The organism is Bradyrhizobium sp. CCBAU 11386 (assembly GCF_028128955.1).
Lineage (GTDB): Bacteria > Pseudomonadota > Alphaproteobacteria > Rhizobiales > Xanthobacteraceae > Bradyrhizobium.
This window is the reverse complement of sequence record NZ_LBKA01000004.1, coordinates 563-21,319: the sequence shown is the minus strand read 5'-3', so window position 1 is coordinate 21,319 and position 20,757 is coordinate 563. Positions and strand designations below refer to the sequence as shown.

The 20,757-nt window shown below is 64.2% G+C and carries 17 protein-coding genes; 10 read left to right on the top strand and 7 right to left on the bottom strand.

The genetic code is table 11. The features are described from left to right. Window positions 1–7: 7 nt before the first annotated feature. The 4 genes from XI09_RS01545 to XI09_RS01530 all read right to left on the bottom strand — a co-directional run bounded on the left by XI09_RS01545 (window position 8) and on the right by XI09_RS01530 (window position 5,070). The gene (locus XI09_RS01545; RefSeq protein ID WP_271565383.1) at window positions 8–688 is read right to left on the bottom strand and encodes a redoxin domain-containing protein; all 681 of its coding nucleotides are present in this window, start codon (window positions 686–688) and stop codon (window positions 8–10) included. 32 nt (window positions 689–720) lie between these two features. After that, window positions 721–1,398, bottom strand: a complete 678-nt coding sequence (locus XI09_RS01540; protein ID WP_271565382.1) for a redoxin domain-containing protein — start codon at window positions 1,396–1,398, stop codon at window positions 721–723. Between the two features lie 18 nt (window positions 1,399–1,416). Further along, window positions 1,417–4,740, bottom strand: a complete 3,324-nt coding sequence (locus tag XI09_RS01535; protein WP_271565381.1) for an adenylate/guanylate cyclase domain-containing protein — start codon at window positions 4,738–4,740, stop codon at window positions 1,417–1,419. Between the two features lie 132 nt (window positions 4,741–4,872). Beyond that, a complete protein-coding gene (locus XI09_RS01530) occupies window positions 4,873–5,070 on the bottom strand; it encodes a hypothetical protein (RefSeq protein ID WP_271565380.1) in 198 nt (65 codons plus the stop codon). 165 nt (window positions 5,071–5,235) lie between these two features. On the opposite strand from XI09_RS01530, the gene XI09_RS01525 reads away from it, so the two are divergent. After that, window positions 5,236–6,486, top strand: a complete 1,251-nt coding sequence (locus XI09_RS01525) for an MFS transporter (protein WP_271565379.1) — start codon at window positions 5,236–5,238, stop codon at window positions 6,484–6,486. Here the strand turns inward: XI09_RS01525 and XI09_RS01520 are convergent. Further along, window positions 6,483–7,157, bottom strand: coding sequence for a Crp/Fnr family transcriptional regulator (locus XI09_RS01520; RefSeq protein ID WP_027545089.1), 675 nt, complete (start codon window positions 7,155–7,157; stop codon window positions 6,483–6,485). The genes XI09_RS01525 and XI09_RS01520 overlap by 4 nt on opposite strands. 337 nt (window positions 7,158–7,494) lie before the next feature. Here XI09_RS01520 and XI09_RS01515 point away from each other — a divergent pair, with 337 nt between their 5' ends. The 7 genes from XI09_RS01515 (at window position 7,495) to XI09_RS01485 (ending at window position 14,639) form a co-directional block, all read left to right on the top strand. Further along, window positions 7,495–8,316, top strand: coding sequence for an ABC transporter ATP-binding protein (locus tag XI09_RS01515; protein ID WP_027545088.1), 822 nt, complete (start codon window positions 7,495–7,497; stop codon window positions 8,314–8,316). Then, complete coding sequence (locus XI09_RS01510; RefSeq protein WP_271565378.1) at window positions 8,313–10,244, top strand: long-chain fatty acid--CoA ligase; 1,932 nt, start codon at window positions 8,313–8,315, stop codon at window positions 10,242–10,244. Before XI09_RS01515 ends, XI09_RS01510 begins: the two co-directional genes overlap by 4 nt. Continuing rightward, entirely contained in the window at window positions 10,241–10,366 is a 126-nt protein-coding gene (locus XI09_RS01505; protein WP_271565377.1) for an ABC transporter, read from the top strand. Before XI09_RS01510 ends, XI09_RS01505 begins: the two co-directional genes overlap by 4 nt. Then, the gene (locus XI09_RS01500) at window positions 10,363–11,256 is read left to right on the top strand and encodes a branched-chain amino acid ABC transporter permease (protein ID WP_271565376.1); all 894 of its coding nucleotides are present in this window, start codon (window positions 10,363–10,365) and stop codon (window positions 11,254–11,256) included. Before XI09_RS01505 ends, XI09_RS01500 begins: the two co-directional genes overlap by 4 nt. A 3-nt stretch (window positions 11,257–11,259) precedes the next feature. Continuing rightward, entirely contained in the window at window positions 11,260–12,333 is a 1,074-nt protein-coding gene (locus XI09_RS01495) for a branched-chain amino acid ABC transporter permease (protein WP_271565375.1), read from the top strand. 42 nt (window positions 12,334–12,375) lie between these two features. Beyond that, window positions 12,376–13,656 carry an ABC transporter substrate-binding protein gene (locus XI09_RS01490; protein WP_271565374.1) on the top strand — a complete coding sequence of 427 codons (1,281 nt, stop codon included), beginning with the start codon at window positions 12,376–12,378 and terminating at the stop codon, window positions 13,654–13,656. Window positions 13,657–13,799: 143 nt separating this feature from the next. After that, window positions 13,800–14,639 (top strand): ABC transporter ATP-binding protein, encoded by an 840-nt coding sequence (locus tag XI09_RS01485; RefSeq protein ID WP_271565373.1) that lies wholly within the window; start codon window positions 13,800–13,802, stop codon window positions 14,637–14,639. 65 nt (window positions 14,640–14,704) lie between these two features. On the opposite strand, the gene XI09_RS01480 is transcribed toward XI09_RS01485, so the two are convergent. Then, window positions 14,705–15,856, bottom strand: coding sequence for an AGE family epimerase/isomerase (locus XI09_RS01480; protein ID WP_271565372.1), 1,152 nt, complete (start codon window positions 15,854–15,856; stop codon window positions 14,705–14,707). 86 nt (window positions 15,857–15,942) lie between these two features. Between XI09_RS01480 and XI09_RS01475 the strand changes: the two genes are divergently transcribed. Together XI09_RS01475 and XI09_RS01470 are read left to right on the top strand one after the other, a co-directional pair. Beyond that, window positions 15,943–17,166 (top strand): phenylacetate--CoA ligase family protein, encoded by a 1,224-nt coding sequence (locus tag XI09_RS01475; RefSeq protein WP_271565371.1) that lies wholly within the window; start codon window positions 15,943–15,945, stop codon window positions 17,164–17,166. A 667-nt stretch (window positions 17,167–17,833) separates the two neighbouring features. Then, on the top strand, window positions 17,834–18,040 hold the full coding sequence (locus XI09_RS01470) for a hypothetical protein (RefSeq protein WP_271565370.1): 207 nt from the start codon (window positions 17,834–17,836) through the stop codon (window positions 18,038–18,040). Between the two features lie 1,861 nt (window positions 18,041–19,901). On the opposite strand, the gene XI09_RS01465 is transcribed toward XI09_RS01470, so the two are convergent. Beyond that, on the bottom strand, window positions 19,902–20,757 hold an 856-nt coding region (locus XI09_RS01465; protein WP_271565369.1), incomplete at its 5' end, for a GDP-L-fucose synthase family protein.

Here is a 20,757-nt window from a genome sequence, read left to right as displayed (position 1 = left end):
ACGATGCCTAGCTTGCCACCTGCGAGGCGGCCGACATCAACTCCTGAGGGCTTGGAGCCCCGAACATGCGCTGGCCGCCTTCAGGAACCTCGGTAAAGCTCCAGCGCACGATCCCCTCACGATCGAGCAGGAACTGGCCGAACAGCTGGCCCTGGCCGGTTGCCGCCATGCGCTGATCGGCCTCCATCATCTCGTAGCCGTCCTTGTTGTTGAGGTACTCGGCAGCCGCCAACCGATTCATCGGCCCCGACGTTTCGCCGGGTATATCAACCTGCATGCTCGTGACGACGTCCATACCCACCTTGCGCGGCCACTCGGTCTCGTGGTCCGTAAACTCGAGATTGGGCAGGCCGAACGCGCGGTGCGAGACCCGCTCGGGGTCGGACGCGGCGAGCAGATTGGGCAACGGGTGATAGCGGAAGTAGAGCCGCGCGCGTTCGATCGGCGTATTCACGACCGTGAGACTTTCGACGCCCTTGTCGCGCAGGGCTGCGTCAAGTTGCGCCTGTGCCGCGATATGGCGCCGACAGAACGGGCAGTGCAGCCCTCGATACAAGCCGATCAATATCGGACTATGCCCGCGAAAATCCTGGAGCGCGATCGTTCCATCGCGTGTGATGGCGTCCAGCACGATGTTCGGTGCGCGATCGCCCGGTTGAAGCGGTCCGTCGACATGAAGTTCTGACATGGTTGAACTCCTTCACTTTTAGCTAACGGTGCTTAGCCTGCCACCTGCGAGGCAGCCGACATCAACTCCCGGGGGCTCGGCGCCTCGAACATGTGCTGGCCTCCGTCAGGAATCTCGGTGAAGCTCCAGCGCACAATCCCCTCGCGGTCGAGCAGAAACTGCCCAAACAACTGGCCAAGGCCGGTTGCTTCCATGTGCTTGTCGGCTTCCATGATCTCGTAACCGTCCTTGTTGTTGAGGTAGTCAAACGCCGCCAGTCGATTCATCGGTCCGGATAATTCGCCCGGAATTTCGACCTGCATGCTTCTCACCACATCCATGCCCACCTTGCGCGGCCACTCGGTTTCGTTCTCCGTAAACTCGAGATTGGGCAGGCCGAACGCACGGTGCGAGACCCGCTCGGGGTCGGACGCGGCGAGCAGATTGGGCAAGGGATGATAGCGGAAGTAGAGCCGCGCGCGTTCGATCGGCGTATTGACGACCGTGAGACTTTCGACGCCCTTGTCGCGCAGGGCTACGTCAAGTTGCGCCTGTGCCGCGATATGGCGCCGACAGAACGGGCAGTGCAGCCCTCGAAACAAGCCGATCAATATCGGGCTATGCCCGCGAAAGTCCTGGAGCGCGATCGTTCCATCGCGTGTGATGGCGTCCAGCACGATGTTCGGTGCGCGATCGCCCGGTTGAAGCGGTCCGACATGAAGTTCTGACATGGTTGAACTCCTTCTAACCTAGTCAAGAAACGGCAGTACGATCAGCCCGGCGGGATCAAGCCCGTGGCGGGCGCAGACATCATGGGCCAGCGCGAAATACCGCTCGGCCTCGGGCATGTCGCCTCGATCAAGGCTCAGCGTGGCGAGACCATCATAGCATGGAAAAAGCTGCTGCGGTTCGCCGGTTTCGTTCGCCACCTCGATTGCCTCGTTGTAGCACAGGGCGGCCAGATCGGGGCGGAAATGGCATTGATGGATTTGCCCGAGCACGATCAAGGGCACGGAGAGATGCTCGCGCTGATCGAGCGCACGGTCGATTTCGATCGCCTTTTCGGCAGCCGGCACCCCTTCCTCGGTACATCTGTCCGTGAAGGTGCAACAGGCAACGGCAAAATTGGCAAGAAGACGCGCCTGGAAGCCGAGATCCCCGATCCGACGCGCGACATCGAGTCCACGCCGGCAGACCTCCACGGCTTTCGCCGGGTCGACAATCGTGTAGAGCACACCGAGGTTGGTGTAGCCGCGGCAGGCTACGTTGAGGAGGCCGGCTGTTTCGGCGGCTGCAACACTTTGCTCCACTTCGCGCACCGCCTCCTCGTGTCGTCCAAGCCGCGCCAGCGCAACCCCCTTGGTGTTGAGGGCCTCCGCAATGGCACGTGCCGCCTCGAGCCCGCACTGCTCGTCCGCGTCCGCCGATACGGACCGTGCATAGCCGAGCGCCTCGTCTGCCCATCTTGCGGCGGCCACGTGATCGCCCGTCCGAAACGCGAGACGGCCGCGCTCCTGCAAGAGATGCGCCCACTCGATGGGCGCGTCGATCCCTCCAAGCAGGTTGGCCGCCTCGGCGTAATGCGTCTCCGCCTTGATCCGCTTGCCGGCGTCCCACAGCAATCGGCCAAGCTTGCGAAGAATTCGCGCTTCGCCGATCCGGTCCTGTATGGCGCGGTGCCCCTCCAACGCGCTCTGATAGTGCTCCTCGGCCGTGTTCCGGCGGCCAGCCGCGCCACAGAGGTCCGCAATCCGCTCGTACAGGACCAGACGTTCCGGCTCCCGTTCGCCGCCGGTCAACAGCACGGCGAGGGCCTGTTGGTAGAGACGGATGGCATCGTCATTGGCATAGCTGGCGCGTGCGCGATCGCCGGCCGCGCGCAGATAGTGCGCACCTTTCGGCTTGCTCGCGCTCAGACTGAAGTGATGTCCGAGCAGTATGAGATCTTCGAGGCGCTCGGGCTCATGGCCATACAGCCTCTCGAGCGCCCCACCAATCCGTCCATGAAGCTCGATCCGGCGCTGCAGAAGCAGGTTTTGATAGATCACGTCCTGAAGCATGGTTTGCGTGAAGCGGTAGGTCCGCAGCGAAATCGAGTTCGAGCCCGCGATCTCCTCGACGATTTCCGCGTCGCACAGAAGTTCGAGCCCTGCTTCGACCCTTGCCGGCTCGGTTGCCGCCGCACCGAGAGCAGCCGCATCAAAACGCGGGCCGATCACCGCGGCCTCCTGTGCCAGGCGGCGCACCTGATGCGGCAACCGGTCGAGACGCGCCAGCAACAACGCCTGAATGCTTGCCGGAATATCGGCGGCGGCTTCATCCGACGTCATCCGCCACTGCGCGCCGTCGCGCTCCAGGGTGCCGGCTTCGATCAGGCCGCGTATGATCTCCTCGAGGAAAAGCGGATTGCCGCCGGCGCGATCGAGGATTCGACTGAACAGACGTCCCGGTGGTTCACGCCAACCGTGACTGAAATAGGCCGCGAGCAGCCTTTGTCCGTCAGCGTCGCCAAGCGGGGGCAGCCGGAGGGTTGCGTGACTGATCCTGCTCGAACCGAACTGGTCCAGTTCCAGCATCGGCCGATGCGTAAACAGCAGCATCAGCCGCGTCCGCTCCAGTCGGTCCATCAGGAAGCGCAACGCTTCAAGCGACACCGCATCGGCCCAATGCAGATCCTCGACGATGATCAGCAGTGGCGACAGTGCGAGGCGGCGTTCGAAGACGGTGCGAATCGCGAAGAATATCTGCCGGCGGAGCTGTTCGGGCTCGACATGCCTGAGCACGGCGTTGGGGTCGCCGAGGCCGAGTACGTGCAGATAGAGGGGCATCAGGCGGTCGGCCTCGTCAGTCGCGAGGCCAAGCTCCGACAGCGCTTCGGCGACCTTCGCCTCCGCCTCTGTGGCGCTCGCCTTCTGCGCGATGCCATAGGCGCTGCGCAGCACGGCGGCGAGTGTGCCGTAGGATTGTTCGCCGAGCGGCGAGCACGCCGCCTGCCGGATCGCCACGCCTGCGAACCGATCCTGATCGCGGATGCGGGCGACGAACTCCCTGACCAGGCGCGTTTTCCCGATGCCGGCTTCACCGACCAGCCGCACCAGTTGAGCCGCGCCGCCGCACGCGCGATCAAGGCTGCCAATCATGCGCGCAAGCTCGGCGTCGCGCCCGATCAACGGCGCATTGAGGCCCAGCGTGTCGAGACCTCGCGCCGCACGGGGCGTGTCGAGCGGCTCCTTCAGACGGTGGACCAGCACGCTGCCCATCTTGCCCTTGAGCGAGACCTCGCCAAGCGAGTCATAGGAGAACGCATGCCGCGTCAGACGGTGGGTCAACGGCCCGACCAGCACCTCGCCCGGAGCCGCCATCGATTGGAGTCGCTGGGCGGTATTCACCGTGTCGCCGGTCACCGAATAGGATTTGGCAACGCCCGCACCGAGCCCGCCCGCGACGACGTGCCCGGTGTTGATCCCGACATGGAGCAGCAGCGGTGAACCTGCATACGCCTTCGCGCGTTCGCTGAGGCGCGCCGACCGGTCGATCATGTCGAGGGCAGCGCGCACCGCCCGCTCCGGGTCGTCCTCGTGCGCCGCCGGCGCACCAAACAGAGCAAGCAGCGCATCGCCGATGAATTTGTCCACGAAGCCGCCAAAGCTTTGCACCGCGGCCGTCAACTCCTCGAACAACTCGTTTTGAAGCGTCTGCATGACCTCGGGGTCGAGCCGCTCGCTCATCGCAGTGAAGCCGCTGAGGTCGGCAAATAGCACGGTGATGGTGCGGCGGTTCGCCTCGCTGTCGATCTTGTCCGACTGAGGTCGAAATGCGGCTTGAGCCTCCTCCGTCGGCGCGAGCGGCGGAGAGGAGGACCGGATCGGGAGCGTCGTCGGACTCGTCCGCGCGGATGCCTGCCCGCCGCCTGTGGGGACCTCAGAGACGAGGGCGCCGCATTTCGGGCAATAGGCGAAGTCCGGCGCGCACGGAAAGCCGCAGCCAGGGCACGCGTTCGGTTGCTTCGTGCCGCACTTCGGGCAGAAGGCAAAGCCGCTCTGGACCTCTAAACCACAGCAAGAGCAGTTCATGGGTCAAGACCTCGCGGAAGCCGCGATGCCGCAATCCACTGGACCCGCCGGATGGGCCCAGGAACCAGACAAGCATGGGCTCGTCGCACGGGAAGAGCAAGTGGTGGTTGGTCAACGGCCGCGAGCGCGGCTTCACTCCTCCCCGCAACCGGTCAGTCTTTCGGTGTTCAGGATCGCCCCCCGGCGATTGTCGCCCGCGCTTTTCTCGGCCTCGCCGACGAGCTTTCGCGCAAGCCACACCGCCTCGCCATAGCGGGTCTCCTTTGCGAGCGACGTAATGCGCTGCATCAAGGCGAGCATGTCCTGCGGACCCGCCCGGGAGGGCGACACGACGACGCTCACAAGAAACAGCGGGGGACGGCGCATTGGTCGTGGCGTTCGAGCATGTTGGTATGCGGCCGCGCTGATTGACACGAGCAGTGTCAGCGCTACGCTGCCGGATTAGAAAGAACAAGAACAAGGGCAGGGAATCGCCGTGACACCCGTCATCGCATCTTGAGCACATCCGCACTCGCGCCATTCCGCATCCGCAACTATCGCTTCCAGTGGCCATCCGACCTGCTCACCTCCTGGGCGTTCGAAATCGAAACGCTGGTGCTCGGCTGGTACATCCTGGTCGAGACCGGATCGGTGCTGCTGCTGACCATTCTCGCCTCGCTGCAATATCTGGGAACGCTGATTGCACCGGCGCTCGGGATGGTCGGCGACCGCATGGGACATCGCGATCTCCTCGTCGTGCTGCGCCTTACCTATACGGCGCTCGCCTCCACCATCATGGTACTGGCGCTCGCCGGACACCTGGCGCCGCTCAACGTCATGACCATCGTGGCGATCATGGGCCTGATCCGCTCCTCGGATCTCGGCATTCGCAGCGCGCTGCTCGCCGACATCATGCCGGCCGAGCAGCTTGTCGGCGCGATCGGCCTGTCACGCACGACCCAGGATAGCGCGCGCATTGCCGGAGCGCTGACGGGAGCCGGACTGTTTGCGGTGCTTGGCATTGGACTCGTCTACGCGGCGGTCGCCAGCCTCTACCTCGTGGCCGCGCTTCTCATGCTCTGTCTGACCCGGCCGGAAAGGACCGTTGCCGCAACTCATCTCCGGGCGAACAGCCGCGCCGTCTCAAGATTGCTGGACGACCTGAAGGAAGGGATGGTCTACGCCTGGAACGGCCCGGGAATGCGCGCGGCGCTGTGCGTCGCCTTCCTGGCCAATCTCACCGCTTTTCCCCTCACCGGCGGATTGCTGCCCTATATCGCGCGGGAGATCTTTCATACCGACCAGACCGGCCTCGGTTATCTGTCGGCGAGCTTCGCCGTCGGCTCGCTGACCGGCTCCATCACGCTCAGCCTCGTCGGCGGACTGCGCATTGCCCGACTGCTGATAGGCGCGACGCTGGCCTGGTACGCCATGCTGCTGGTGTTCGTCGAGATCAGGACCATGCCGGTGGCCATGGCCTGCCTTGCTCTCGCCGGCATCGCCCAGAGCATGTCGATGATCTCGGCCGCCGTGATCCTGATGCGCACGGCGAGCGCGCATCTGCGCGGCCGCGTGATGGGCGTGCGCATGATGGTGATCTACGGCCTGCCGGTCGGATTGCTCGCAGCCGGCAGCCTGATCGACATCATCGGCTATTCCGCGACGGGGTCGCTCTATGCCGCGTCGGGTTTCATCGCGATGACGGCGATCGCCGTGCGCTGGCGCGCCGACCTCTGGCCCGTGCACGCCCCCGCCAATGTGCGCTAGTCCCCGTACCCGCGCAGCCGCTCGACATCGAGGATGGTAACGCCGCCATATTCGAGCCGCAGCAGGCCCTCCTTCTCCAGCCGGTTCAGCGCGCGGTTGGCGTTCTGGCGGGACATGCCGGAGAGCGCCCCGATCTCCTCCTGGGTGATCTCCAGATGCGCGGTCGATTCCGGATAGAGGATCGGGTTGAACAGCGAGGCGATGCCGCGGGCGAGGCGCGCGGTGGCGTCCAACGTGCGGTTGACCTCGAGCATGCCGATGAACTGGCCGAGCCGCTCGTTGAGCTGGCGCACCAGGAAACGGTTGAAGCCGACGCTGTTCTCGAACAGCCACATGAAGGCGCTGCGCTCCATCAGCGCGACGCGGCTGTTGCGCAGCGCGACCACGTCGTAGCGGCGCGGCTCGTTCTTGAGCACGCTGCCCTCGCCGAACCAGGCCCCCGCGGTCAGCCCGGCAAGGCTCGTCTCCTTGCCGTCGCGCGACACCCCGCCCATCCGGGCAAGGCCAAAGACCATGCCGGCCCAATAGTCGAACGTGTCGCCGCGCATGAACACGGCCTCGCCGGTGCCGTAGGACCGCTCCGTGATCCCGGCGCGAGCGACCTCGATCTCCGCTTGGGTGAGCTCGCGCGACCAGGCGGCGATGCGCTTCAGTTGATCCTCTGAAATCATGATCCCGAAGCCAGCCGCACCGTTTCGTCACTCCGCCCTTCTGTTGCACTGCAACACGACCGCTCCGGCCACCATCCGACGAAAGATGAAGACCGCCTCCGCCTGAAAAACTTTGTCGCAGAATTGTCAGGCCGGAGACATTTCAAAATAGCGCTTTCCCCTATTGAGAACCACCTCGGGCGATGCGGCTTTTGATCCCCTAGCGAGAAAGAGAGCCTCACGGGTCCGGTCGAGACCAATAGCTGCATGGTCTGGCCGACACGACGGTACTAGGATCGCCCGACAGGAACCGACGAAGAGCGCCAATCAAGCGCCATCACCGGGAGGGATTTGTTTGGTGGCTACCAGTCTTGAAGTGCGCGGCGTGTCCTTGCGATTCGGCGGCGTCCGTGCGCTGACCGATGTCGGCTTCGCCATCAGGGATGGCGAGCTGTTCTCGATCATCGGCCCCAACGGGGCCGGCAAGACCTCGATCGTGAACTGTATTTCCGGCCGCTACAAGCCGACCGAGGGCCAGCTGTTCTATCAGGGCCGCGACATCACCGGCCTGACGCCGAACGCCCGCGCCTCGCTCGGCATCGGCCGCACCTTCCAGAACCTCGCCCTGTTCCACCACATGAGCGTGCTCGACAACATCATGGTCGGCCGCCACCACCTGTTGAAGAACAATTTCCTCACAGGCTCGCTCTACTGGCTCACCGGCGCGCGCAAGGAAGAGCTCGCGCATCGCCGCAAGGTCGAGGAGATCATCGACTTCCTCGACCTCCAGTCGGTGCGAAAAGCGCAAGCCGGCACGCTCTCCTATGGCCTGCGCAAGCGCGTCGAGCTTGCCCGCGCCATGGCGCTGGAGCCGCGCCTCATCCTCCTCGACGAGCCGATGGCCGGCATGAACTTCGAGGAGAAGGAGGACATGGCCCGCTACATCGTCGATCTCAACGAGGAGTTCGGGATGACGGTGGTGATGATCGAGCACGACATGGGCGTGGTGATGGACATCTCTCATCGCGTCATGGTGCTGGATTTCGGCCGCAAGATCGCCGAGGGCGATCCGGGTGCGGTGCTCGCCGATCCCCACGTCAGGCGCGCCTATCTCGGCGAGGAGGACGAGGTGCTGGTCGATCCCGACGATGCGCCGCCGGCGCAGGAGAGCGCGGCATGATGGATTATGCAGGCCGCGTCGCGCAGGCCGATACCTATCCCAAAATGCTCCGGCTCAACGCCAGGGAGCATGGCAACGAAATCGCGTTGCGCGAAAAGGATCTCGGGCTGTGGCGTGTCTTCACCTGGAACGATTACCAGACGCGCGTGCGCGATTTCGCGCTCGGCCTCGTCGAGCTCGGCCTTGGGCGCAACGACGTCGTCGGCATCATCGGCGACAACCGGCCGGACTGGGTCGCCGCCGAAATCGCCACCCACGCAATCGGCGGCCTCAGCCTCGGGCTCTACCGCGACGTGCTGGACGAAGAAGCCTCCTATCTCCTCAATCATGGCGAGGCGCAGCTCGTCTTCGCCGAGGATGAGGAGCAGGTCGACAAGCTGCTCACCCTCGCCGACCGCGTGCCTGATCTGAAGCACATCATCTATTCCGACCCGCGCGGGATGCGGAAATACGACGATCCCAGGCTGCTGTCGGCGGAGAAATTCGCCGAGCTCGGCCGCGCCCGCGCTGCGCGCGAACCGGGGCTTTACGACAAGCTCGTCGATGCGACCAAGGGCGAGGACGTCGCAATCCTCTGCACCACGTCGGGCACCACCTCGCATCCAAAACTCGCAATGCTCGCCGCCGGCCGCGTGCTCGGCCATTGCGCGACCTATCTCGCCTTCGACCCCAAGGGCCCCGACGACGAATACGTCTCGGTGCTGCCGCTGCCGTGGATCATGGAGCAGGTCTATGTGCTCGGCAAAGGCCTCCTGTGCCGGATGAAGATCAACTTCGTCGAAGAGCCCGATACGATGATGAACGATCTGCGCGAGATCGCGCCGACGTTCGTGTTGTTTGCGCCGCGCGTCTGGGAATCGATCGCCGCCGACGTGCGCGCCAGGGTGATGGACGCCACGCCCTTCAAGCAGCGCCTGTTCGATATCGGGATGAAAAGCGGTCTTGCCGCGCTCGAACAGGGCCAGCGCTCCGGCTTTGCCGACGCCATCCTGTTCCGCGCGCTGCGCGACCGGCTCGGCTTCACCCGCCTGCGCTCGGCCGCAACCGGCGGCGCGGCGCTCGGCCCTGATACCTTCAAGTTTTTCCAGGCGATGGGCGTGCCGCTGCGCACGCTCTACGGCCAGACCGAGCTTTTGGGCGCCTACACGCTGCATCCCGAGGGCAAGGTCGATCCCGACACCACGGGCGTGCCGATGGCCGACAGCATCGAGATCCGCATCGACAATGCCGACGTCCACGGCGTCGGCGAGATCGTGGTACGGCATCCCAACATGTTCCTCGGCTATTACAAGAACCCGGAGGCGAGCGTTGCCGACATCAAGGATGGCTGGATGCTGTCGGGGGATGCCGGCTATTTCAACGCCAACCGGCAGCTCGTCGTCATCGACCGCATCAAGGATCTCGCCGAGACCTCGCGCGGCGAGCGCTTCTCGCCGCAGTTCATCGAGAACAAGCTGAAATTCTCGCCCTATATCGCCGAAGCCGTGGTGCTCGGCTCGGGGCGCGACGCACTCGCGGCGATGATCTGCATCCGCTACTCCATCATCTCGAAATGGGCGGAAAAGAACCGCCTCTCCTTCACGACCTACAGCGACCTCGCCTCGCGGCCCGAGGTCTACACGCTGCTCCAGAAGGAGGTCGAGACCGTCAACGCCACGCTGCCGCCGGCGCAGCGCATCTCGCGCTTCCTGCTGCTCTACAAGGAGCTCGACGCCGACGACGGCGAGCTAACCCGCACGCGAAAGGTGCGCCGCAGCGTGATCAACGAGAAATACGCCGGCATCATCGACGCGATCTACCGCGGCGATGCCGATATCCCCGTCGACACTGTGATCCGCTTCCAGGACGGCACCACGCAGAGGGTGCGCACCACGCTGCGGGTGGTGGATCTGGGCGGGCCCGGGCATCTGGCGGAGGCTGCGGAGTGACACACGTGATCGTCATGCGCGGGTTCGACCCGCGCATCCATCCTCTTCCGAACAAGCTTCCGTCCACATTGATGGATTGCTGGATCAAGCCCGGCAATGACGAGTTGGGTCAGCCGACATGAACACCGCCTTCCTCATCCAGCTCCTGGTCAACGGCCTCGTGGTCGGCACGCTCTATGGCGTGGTCGCGATGTCGTTCGTGCTGATCTACAAGGCGACGCAGGTCGTCAACTTCGCGCAAGGCGAGCTGCTGCTGGTCGGCGCCTGGGTGTGCTGGGCGTTGCTGGCGAAATACCAGGTGCCGTTCTGGATCGGCATGCCGATGACGCTGGTGTTCATGTTCGTGTTCGGCATCGCCATCCAGGTCCTGATCCTGCGGCCGATGATCGGCGAGCCGATCATTTCGGTGATCATGGTGACGATCGGCCTCTCGACCGTGCTCCAGGCCGCGCTGAAATGGATGTTCGGCGTCAACCCGCAGCCGTTCCCGCGCGTGTTCGAGAGCCAGTCGGTCAGCTTGTTCGGGCTTCAGATCCAGACCGTCTATGTCATGAGCCTGGTGGTCTCGGTCGCCATGATGATCGGCATGGCCTGGTTCTTCCGCGCTTCCAAATACGGCCTTGCGATGCGCGCCACCGCGTTCAACCAGCAGGTCGCGCAGTCGCTCGGCATTTCCGTCAAAAGCGTCTTCGCGATGGCCTGGGCGATCTCGGCCACCGTCTCGGCGGTCGCGGGCGTCGTCGTCGCCGTCGTCAACGGCGTATCGTCAGGCCTCGCCGCCTACGGCATCAAGGTGTTTCCGGCGGCGATCCTCGGCGGGCTCGATTCCGTCGGCGGCGCCGTGCTCGGCGGCATCATCATCGGCTTGCTCGAGAACATCGCGCAATATGTCGACAGCGAGTATCTGCATTGGGGCAATCTCTACGAGATCGCACCGTTCTACGTCCTCATCATCGTGCTGATGATCAAGCCCTACGGCTTGTTCGGCACCCACGACATCGAGCGGATCTGACCCATGGCCGGCCCTGCCCTCATTCCCGCTGGTGATTTCCGCACCTCCTATGCGGCCGACACCACGATCTTCCCGACGGCGACCAGCCGCAACTTTGCGATCGTAGGCGTGCTGCTGCTCTGCCTCGTGCCGCAATTCCTCGGCGGCTACTGGCTCAGCATCCTGATCCAGATCGGCATCTTCTCGATCGCGGCGCTCGGGTTGAACATCCTGGTCGGCTTCACCGGCCAGATCTCGATCGGCCACGCTGCCTTCTTCCTGCTCGGCGCCTTCACCTCGGCCTACATCTCCAACAATGCGCCGATCCCGGTGTTCTTCGCGATCCCGCTCGCGGGCGTCGTCACCGCGCTGATCGGGCTGATCTTCGGCATTCCGGCGGCGCGGCTGAAGGGGCTCTACCTCGTCATCGCGACGCTCGCCGCGCAATACATCCTGCTCGACTTCTTCTCCCGCGCCGAATGGTTCACCGGCGGCTCGGTGCCGGCCAGCGCCAATCCGTTCTCGATCTTCGGCTTCACCTTGCGCGGCGACAAGCAGTACTTCTACGTCGTGCTGGCCTATGTGCTGGCGAGCTATATCCTCGTCACCAATCTGATGCGCACGCGCGACGGCCGCGCACTGGTGGCGATCCGCGACCATTATCTCTCCGCGGAGATCATGGGCATCAACCTGACCAAATATCGCACGCTGTCGTTCGGCCTTGCCGCCTTCTTCGCCGGCATCGCCGGCGCGCTCTATGCCCACTACCAGCTCGTGGTCTCCCAGGAAGGCTTTGGCATCGAACGCTCGATCCTGTTCCTCGCCATGATCATCATCGGCGGCACCGGCTCGATCATGGGCACGCTGATGGGCACCGCCTTCGTGGTCCTGCTGCCGGAATCGATGGAATGGATCAGCCTGCGCCTGAAGGGCGGCGCGATCGATCACGCGCTGTCGCTCAACACCAACATCACCTTCCTGCGCGAGATCGCGATCGGGCTCATCATCATCGCCTTCCTGATGTTCGAGCCGGACGGGCTCGCGCATCGTTGGCGACAGATCAAGGCCTACTGGAAACTCTACCCGTTTTCGCATTGAAGGCGGCAACTTCACTTTAACGATAACAGGAGGAACCAACCCATGAAGACAAAAGCCCTTTTGAGCTCCGCTTCGCTCGCGCTTGCGGTCGCGGCCTTCTCGGCGCCCGCGCAGGCGCAGATCGCGCTCGGCCATCTCGCCGACTATTCCGGCGCGACCTCGGATGTCGGAACGCCCTATGGCCAGGCCGTGGCCGACACGTTTGCCTGGATCAACAAGAACGGCGGCATCGGCGGCAAGCAGGTCAATCTCGACAGCAACGACTACGGTTATCAGGTGCCGCGCGCAATTGCGCTGTACAAGAAGTGGTCCGGCGGCGACAAGGTCGCGGCGATCATGGGCTGGGGCACCGCGGACACCGAAGCGCTGACCGGCTTCGTCGCGCAGGACAAGATCCCCTATGTTTCCGCTTCCTATGCGGCGGCGTTGACCGATCCGGAAGGCGTCAGCGGAAAGGCCAAGCCGGCACCGTATAACTTCTTTTATGGCCCGAGCTACTCGGACGCGATGCGGGCACTCGTGACCTGGGCCGCCGAAGACTGGAAGGCCAAGGGCAAGCCGGGCAAGCCCAAATTCGTCCACATGGGCGGCAATCATCCCTACCCGAACGCACCGAAGGCGGCCGGCGAGGCGATCGCCAACGAGCTCGGCTTCGAAGTGCTGCCGCCGATCGTGTTCGCGCTGACGCCGGGCGACTACTCGGCGCAGTGCCTGAGCCTGAAGAGCTCCGGCGCCAACTACGCCTATCTCGGCAACACGGCAGCCTCCAACATCTCCGTGCTGAAGGCCTGCAAGGCCGCCGGTGTCGACGTGCAATTCCTCGGCAACGTCTGGGGCATGGACGAGAACGCCGCCAAGACCGCGGCCGACGCGGCCGAAGGTGTCGTGTTCCCGTTGCGCACGGCGGTGACCTGGGGCGGTAACGCGCCGGGCATGAAGACGGTGATGGAAATCTCCAAGATGTCTGATGCCGGTGGCAAGGCGTATCGCCCCGTGCACTATATCGCCGGCGTCTGCAGCGCGCTGTACACGAAGGAAGCGCTCGATTGGGCCGTCAAGAACGGCGGCGCCACCGGCGAGAACGTCGCCAAGGGCTTCTATCAGAAGAAGGACTGGGTGCCGGCCGGCATGGAGGGCGTCTGCAATCCCTCGACCTGGACCGACAAGGACCATCGCGGCACGCTCAAGGTCGATCTCTATCGCACCAAGGTTTCGGGCGCGACCGACGGCGACCTCAACGACCTCATGACCAAGGGCACGATCAAGCTCGAAAAGGTCAAGACCGTCGAGCTGCCGCGCAAGCCGGAATGGCTGGGGTGGTGAGCCCGGCACTCACCTTAAGCACAAATGTCATCCCCCGCGAAGGCGGGGGATCGAGTACGCCACGGCTTCTCCGTGAATCTCAGGCGTCTCTGGAATACTGGGTCGCCCGGTCAAGCCGGGCGACGACAGCGGAGTTATGAAGCATGACCGAGACCGCCCAAGCAACACGTCCCTCGCCTATCACCGTCCCCGCGCCGCCCCTCCTCGGCGTGCGCAATATCGAGGTCGTCTATGACGACGTCATCCTGGTGCTGCGCGGCCTCAGCCTCGACGTGCCCAAGGGCGCGATCGTGGCGCTGCTCGGGGCCAACGGCGCCGGCAAGTCGACGACGCTGAAGGCGATCTCGGGGCTGCTCAAGACCGAGGACGGCGAGGTCACGCGCGGCGAGATCCTGTTCGAGGGCGAACGGATCAACGGCATCGATCCCGACAAGATCGTCCGCCGCGGCATCTTCCAGGTGATGGAGGGCCGCCGCATCGTCGCCGACATGACGTCGCTGGAGAACCTCAAGCTCGGCGCCTTCACCCGCAGGGACCGCGAGGTCGATGCCGACATCGACATGGTCTTCGATTATTTCCCGCGCCTGAAGGAGCGCACCGGCCTTGCCGGTTATCTCTCCGGCGGCGAGCAGCAGATGCTCGCGATCGGCCGCGCGCTGATGGCACGCCCGAAGATGATCCTGATGGACGAACCGTCGATGGGCCTGTCGCCGCTGCTGGTGAAAGAGGTGTTTTCCATCATCCAGAAGATCAACCGCGACCTCGGCGTCACCATCCTGCTGGTCGAGCAGAACGCGCGCGCCGCGCTGTCGGTGGCGAGCCACGGCTACATCATGGAGCAGGGCAAGGTCGTGCTCGACGGCACCGCGGACGAATTGCGCGACAACGAGGACGTCAAGGAATTCTACCTCGGCGGCGCCGGTGACCAGCGCAAGAGCTTCAAGAACCTCAAGAGCTTCAAGCGGCGCAAGCGCTGGCTCTGACATAACGTTTTCAAGCGAAGTGGGAACCGGTCCGCGTGAAGAAGACGCGTCAAGACAAGAGACTCTTACTCCAGCACCTGCTCCGCTTCCGTGACTGCGCAGAGAACATGATAGAACGACGACGCAGGAATGGTGTCGACCAGCGACTTGCCGTCGCGATCGAACTGGTCGTACCAGCCGCCCCGCACGGGATGGCTGAGATAATGCCGTTCGAGCCGCACCAGGGCCGCGCGCGCCTCATCCGCCGCGCCCGCCTCGCCGGACTCGGCTTGCGCAGTCCACGCCTTCGCGATCTCGGTCTGCGGCCACAGCCGGCGCGTGCTGCGGCGGATGTTGCCCGTGGCATCACCCTCGTCGCTCAGGCAGCCCGTCGCCTCGTCGCGATAGCGCAGCGCGCTCGCCAGCAACTCCGCACGCCGCTGCCCGGTCGGGCAGCCCGTGATGCGCTCGAATCCCTTCAGCAGCCAGACCCACTCCGCCTGATGGCCTGGCTCGACACTGACCGGCTCGATCTTCGACCAGTCCTCCTCGAAATACTCGGTCAGGATGTGCTTCTGCTTGTCGTAGAGATTGGCGAGGAACAGCGCGAAGAATTCGCCGGCGCGGTTCTGGAACGACAGATCGTGGGTCGCGTCGAAGCACGCGATCATCGCCTCGAACAGGTGCATGTGCGGGTTTTGCCGCCGCGGCAGCGAGACCGGCAGCCCCTCGTGGACGCCGCCATGCGGCGAGCGCAGACGGCCGTCGAGGAAGGCGAGCAGCGCGTCGATCTCGGCGCGAACCTGCGCGTCCTTGTCGAGCGCGTAGACGGTCGCAAGCGCAAACAGGATGAAGGCGTGGTCGTAGGCGTCGCGGCGGCCGTCCAGCACCGCGCCCTCCGGCGTCAGCCGGTGCACATAGCCCGGCCGGCCGTCGGGCGCCTTCGCGCGTGCCAGCAGGTGCTCCAGCCCCTTCAGCGCGATGGCGCGCCCCTCGGGATACCAGCCCATCTGCGCCGCCTTGGCGTAGCAGTAGATCTGCCGGGCCTGCACGAACACGCGCCGCGGCGCGGCGGCATCCGCCGTGCCGTCGCGGTGCAGCCGGTCGATGAAGCCGCCCGCGGCATGGTCCCAGCCGACGCTCGACCACAGCGGCATCGCGTCGTCGATCATGCGGCGTTTCAGGCGCGCGACAACGCCGGCCGTCTCCTCCGCCACCATGATCCGTTCGTCCGCCATCTCGCTCTCTCCACGTCCCGACAATGGCCGTCTGATACCCATGCCAGCGGCGGCGTGCAACGGATGCCAACCCGGAAAGATCAGCCATGACCGCCCATTACGACCCCCTCGAGACGCGCGAGCAAGCCGCGCGCGAGGCCGAGCTGTTTTCGTGCCTGCCGGGCGTGCTGCGCAGCGCGATGACGGCGCCCGCCTATGCCGAGCGGCTCAAGGGTGTGGATCCGGCCACGGTGACCACGCGCGCGGCGCTGGCGCGCCTGCCGGTGCTGCGCAAGTCGGAACTGCCGGCCCTGCACAAGGCCTCCGCGCCCTTCGGCGGCTTCGTGGCGGCGGCACCAGGCTCGTTCGCGCGGCTCTTTACCTCCCCGGGTCCGATCTTCGAGCCGGAGGGCCGGCAGGCCGATCCCTGGCGCGGCGCACGGGCGCTGTTCGCGGCCGGGTTCCGGCCCAATGACATCGTGCTCAACACCTTCAGCTACCACCTCACCCCCGGCGGCTTCATCTTCGACTCGTCCGCGCGCGCGCTCGGCTGTGCAGTGATCCCGGCCGGGCCCGGCAATACCGAGCAACAATTCGAGCTGATCGAGGCCTACCGGCCGGTCGGCTATAGCGGCACGCCGGACTTCCTGAAGATCCTGCTCGATGCAGCGGCGACCGCGGGCCGCGCCGTCTCCTCGATCAAGCGTGCGCTGGTCTCGGGTGCGGCCTTCCCGCCCTCGCTCCAGGCCGAGATCAAGGCGCGCGGCATCGACGCCTACCAGGCCTTCGGCACCGCCGATCTCGGTCTCATCGCCTTCGAGACGGAGGCGCGCGAGGGCATGGTCGTGAACGAGGGCCTGATTATGGAGATCGTCAAGCCCGGCACCGGCGATCCCGTTGCGGAAGGCGACGTCGGCGAGATCGTCGTCACCTCGCTCGACCCGCACCATCCCTGGATCCGCCTCGCGCTCGGCGACCTCACCGCGGCCTTGCCCGGCACGAGCCCATGCGGGCGCACCAACATGCGCATTAAGGGCTGGATGGGCCGCGCCGACCAGACCACCAAGGTCAAGGGCATGTTCATCCGTCCCGAGCAGGTCGCCGAGATCGGCAAGCGGCATTCCGCCCTTGGAAGACTGCGCCTCGTCGTGACTCGCCAGGGCGAGACCGACGCGATGACGCTGAGAGTAGAAACGGCGGCCCCAAACGACGCCCTGCGCGAAGAGGTGGCGGCCAGCTTGCGCGTCGTCACGAAACTTGGCGGCAACGTCGAGTTGGTCAGCCCCGGCGCGCTGCCGAACGACGGCAAGGTGATCGCGGACGAGCGGTAGGGTTCCTTCACCATCGGGTTCGAGTCTCCTGTTTTGTTTTTCCGGCCAATTGGGAGAAGGACCGCGAGTCTGGGAAGGATCGGCTTTTCCTGTGGTCGAGAGGGCCCAAAGGTCTCACAATCAACAACGACGAAGGCGAGAGCGGGTTGTTTACCAACAAGGGTTGGGCTCCCTCAACTGCTTGAGGATATCGAGAAGAACTGACCGACTTGCCAACTCCTAGTTACGACGTCAGCCAATGGAGGGCGCTCCCAGGATCTTGACGAAAGCGCGCAACATAAGTTCGTTGCTGACGTGCTGGCACCAACGTTGCTTATTGCGCGGAGCAGTTCGAAAACAATGGGAGCATGCTCGCGAGCATCGTCGAGAACATCTGGTGAGTGATCGCGGCCAAGTACAGCCGAGCTTTCGGCATGTTGGTTTGTGCGGCTCGGCGACAAGCCCTGCGGCGCGCGGGCTGTACTAGGCTCCGCGGGCGACCACTAACTCGGTTGCAATTTCAGTTAGCTCCTGACGGCCCTAGGTCGGCGGGTTTTCTTTTAACCCTTGTGTCCGACGGGACACGCCGGTTCCACTGGGATCTTAACTTTGGCTTAAGACCCGTTGTTCGGCGGCCTCACTTTAGCTAAAAGCAGGCCTGCTCCAGCGTCGGTTGCGTTCAAGAGTCATGATTACGTACAAGCAGTACCATATCCAGCGATTTGAGCAGGGCCATAGGCGCTGGGTTGCCCGCATCACCCGGGCGGATGGCCAGAACATCCGCACCATCCTGCCGGCTTCTGAGCGTCCCTACCTTGATACCAGGCCCGCCGGCTCCGCCGAGGAAGCCGAGGGGCTCGCCAAGGAAGGCATCGACTTCGGTGGTGTGTTTTAGCCGGTTTGTGGAGAGCTTATGTCGCCGCAATTTGCGCCCAGATCTCGCAAGAGCGTAGCGAGAAGGCCGCTCGCCTGATCGTAAGTTGCGCCGCCCCTTTCGCGAGATCATGAGCAGCAAGAACGCCAGAAATTGTGTGGTTCAAAACGGCTAATCGCCTCATCAAGCTATAACCGCCAGCCACCCCGCTTGCCGAGCCACGCCAGCGCAGCAAAGCGGTCGAAAGCAACGCGCCTAGCGAGTGCGGGCAAATCGGATAAAGCTTTGAATTCGTGGGTCATGGCTGGTTCGTCGTTTCACGAGTGGGACCAGCACCCTATGAACCACTATTTTGCCCGACGGCGCAAGTTCCATTTCGGGTTTTCGATTTGGCCGGTCGGCCGGGGAACCAAACCACAGTAGATCGCCTACCGAAATGTCCACGCAAGTCGCTAACGGGCCCATTGAGCAGGGCACGGGACAGATCCCTCTCGCCATCGTGCTCGCCCACGCTTCGGGAGAATGGATCTCCTCGGATCTGCCGGTGCGGCGCCTCGAAACATTGAGGCGCCGCACCGGATGGGGGCGGCGCTGACCTTCTTGGCTATGCGCTGTTTGCTTTCGGGATTGCAGGCTAATCGAACCGCGCCGGGGCCGACGGGAGGCCGCCTAGGACGTCCTGAACCAGCCCTCCGCGTGCCGCCCGAATGCTCCGCCGAGGTCCTGGACCGGCTCCTGGGCGAACTGGCCGGCCAAGAGGACCGCGAAGGTCTTCTTGCCTAGGCCAAGACTGGCCTGGGAACAGCCTCCTGGAGCCGGACGTCCGCGTTCTCGAAGTCGCCTGGGAGCCTCTGGACTAAATGTAGCAGACGAGCCGCCCGCGTTCGCAGCCGATCAATCTCTAGTCGACAGAGGTTCCAGGGCGGCGCCCAGCCAGCTTCATGCTACTGCCAATCCGCCTCTCCAAGAGCACGTTGGCCGTGCCTTCCCGAAAGGAGCGCGCAGGCGAAGCAAGGAACACCTCGCCTTCGCCCGCGGCTTGCCAGGCCGCCAAAAGACCTCTGCGGACGCGCATCACCTGACGTTCTCCCGACCGAGAAAAGTCAGCGACGAGTTCACCGCGCCACTTGCCGATCGCATCACCAATCTCTTCATCGGCATGGCAACGAGCGAGCCTGGTGGACAAACTTGCAGATTGCTCCGCTACAGATCGCCAAATAGCTTTGGGATGCGAGTCCCGTCCATCTGGCGGAAGGAAAGGCGGTCGAGATGGCTCTCCGGTGCATGGATGTCGCGGGCGGGGCCTCCCGATTTCCAAGATGTTGCCGAAATCTACACGATTAAGAACGCAGTTAACCGGCAGCTCGACCCATCTGCCGCGATCGACATCGAAGCCAGCCTCCGCTCCTACAGTTTCGATCAGCACGCCCTCAACATGGAGGTCTACGTCCGGGCCAGAGAAGTCCTCCGTCCATTTAAAGCGGTCCTGAACGGAGCGCAGCTTCGGCGTCTGCTGCTGCTGAGGAGATCAACAATCTCCGGCGCTAGAGCAAGATGCGCCTTAACCACAGTCCGATTGACAGGGAGAGCTCCGCAAAGAGGGTCGGGCTGTCACAAGAGCCCTACACATGAGGCTACAAATGGACGTCGAAGCTGCAATGCCAACTATTAACCCACTGCCCGCCGAGCTCCACACAGCCTGAAGGAAGCGATGCAGACGGCTGAAGCTGCCCATGCTTGCGCGGACGCCAGAAGTGCCGGAGAGGTTATCCGACTATCGATGCATCTACGTCGGATGTTCTTTCATAGCGAAACCGAAGGAACAGGCCCAACCGACGTCGCAGGAATCTTTCCAAAACTGGTGACGCGCAATCGCTGTATTTTACTCGAGAGAGAGATGTCCGTAAGCACTCTTCAAGCCATCGTGAAGCGAGGTCGTCGCGCGCCAGCCGAGTTTCGTGAGGCGGCGGACATCGAGCAGCTTGCGCGGCGTGCCGTCGGGCCGCGAGGTGTCGAAACTGATCTCGCCGCGGTAGCCAACGACCTCGGCGACGACGCGCGCGAATTCGGCGATGGTGATGTCCTCGCCGGTGCCGATGTTGATCAGCTCGGCAGCCGAATAGGTCTTCATCAGGTGCACGCAGGCATCCGCCATGTCGTCGACATAGAGGAACTCGCGCCGCGGCGTGCCGGTGCCCCACACGACGACGCTTCCGGCGCCCGCAACCTTGGCCTCGTGGAAGCGGCGGATCAGCGCGGCGACGACGTGGCTCATTTCGGGATGATAATTGTCGCCGGGGCCGTAGAGATTGGTCGGCATCACGTTGATGAAGTCGCATCCATATTGGCTGCGATAGGCCTCCGCTATCTTGATGCCGGCGATCTTGGCGATCGCATAGGGCTCGTTGGTCGGCTCCAGCGGGCCTGATAGCACCGAGTCCTCGCGCAGGGGCTGCGGCGCCAGTTTGGAATAGATGCAGGAGGAGCCGAGGAACATCAGCTTCTCGGCGCCGTTCTGATGCGCGGCGTGGATCACGTTGGCCGCGATCGCGATGTTGTCGTAGATGAACTCGGCGCGCAGCGTGTCGTTGGCAACGATGCCGCCGACCTTGGCCGCGGCGAGGAACACGACCTGCGGCCGCACCCTTGCGAACCAGTCGAACACGGCGGCCTGGTTGCAGAGATCGACCTCGCGACGGTCCACCGTGACGAGCTTGACATCCTCTCCTGCGAGCCGA

What these genes read in the sequence shown, in the direction of transcription:
- XI09_RS01545 (WP_271565383.1), bottom strand. Translation starts at nt 688, where the DNA reads ATGTCAGAACTTCATGTCGACGGACCGCTTCAACCGGGCGATCGCGCA.
- XI09_RS01540 (WP_271565382.1), bottom strand. Translation starts at nt 1,398, where the DNA reads ATGTCAGAACTTCATGTCGGACCGCTTCAACCGGGCGATCGCGCACCG.
- XI09_RS01500 (WP_271565376.1), top strand. Translation starts at nt 10,363, where the DNA reads ATGAACACCGCCTTCCTCATCCAGCTCCTGGTCAACGGCCTCGTGGTC.
- XI09_RS01475 (WP_271565371.1), top strand. Translation starts at nt 15,943, where the DNA reads ATGACCGCCCATTACGACCCCCTCGAGACGCGCGAGCAAGCCGCGCGC.
- XI09_RS01485 (WP_271565373.1), top strand. Translation starts at nt 13,800, where the DNA reads ATGACCGAGACCGCCCAAGCAACACGTCCCTCGCCTATCACCGTCCCC.
- XI09_RS01510 (WP_271565378.1), top strand. Translation starts at nt 8,313, where the DNA reads ATGATGGATTATGCAGGCCGCGTCGCGCAGGCCGATACCTATCCCAAA.
- XI09_RS01490 (WP_271565374.1), top strand. Translation starts at nt 12,376, where the DNA reads ATGAAGACAAAAGCCCTTTTGAGCTCCGCTTCGCTCGCGCTTGCGGTC.
- XI09_RS01470 (WP_271565370.1), top strand. Translation starts at nt 17,834, where the DNA reads ATGATTACGTACAAGCAGTACCATATCCAGCGATTTGAGCAGGGCCAT.
- XI09_RS01495 (WP_271565375.1), top strand. Translation starts at nt 11,260, where the DNA reads ATGGCCGGCCCTGCCCTCATTCCCGCTGGTGATTTCCGCACCTCCTAT.
- XI09_RS01535 (WP_271565381.1), bottom strand. Translation starts at nt 4,740, where the DNA reads ATGAACTGCTCTTGCTGTGGTTTAGAGGTCCAGAGCGGCTTTGCCTTC.
- XI09_RS01480 (WP_271565372.1), bottom strand. Translation starts at nt 15,856, where the DNA reads ATGGCGGACGAACGGATCATGGTGGCGGAGGAGACGGCCGGCGTTGTC.
- XI09_RS01520 (WP_027545089.1), bottom strand. Translation starts at nt 7,157, where the DNA reads ATGATTTCAGAGGATCAACTGAAGCGCATCGCCGCCTGGTCGCGCGAG.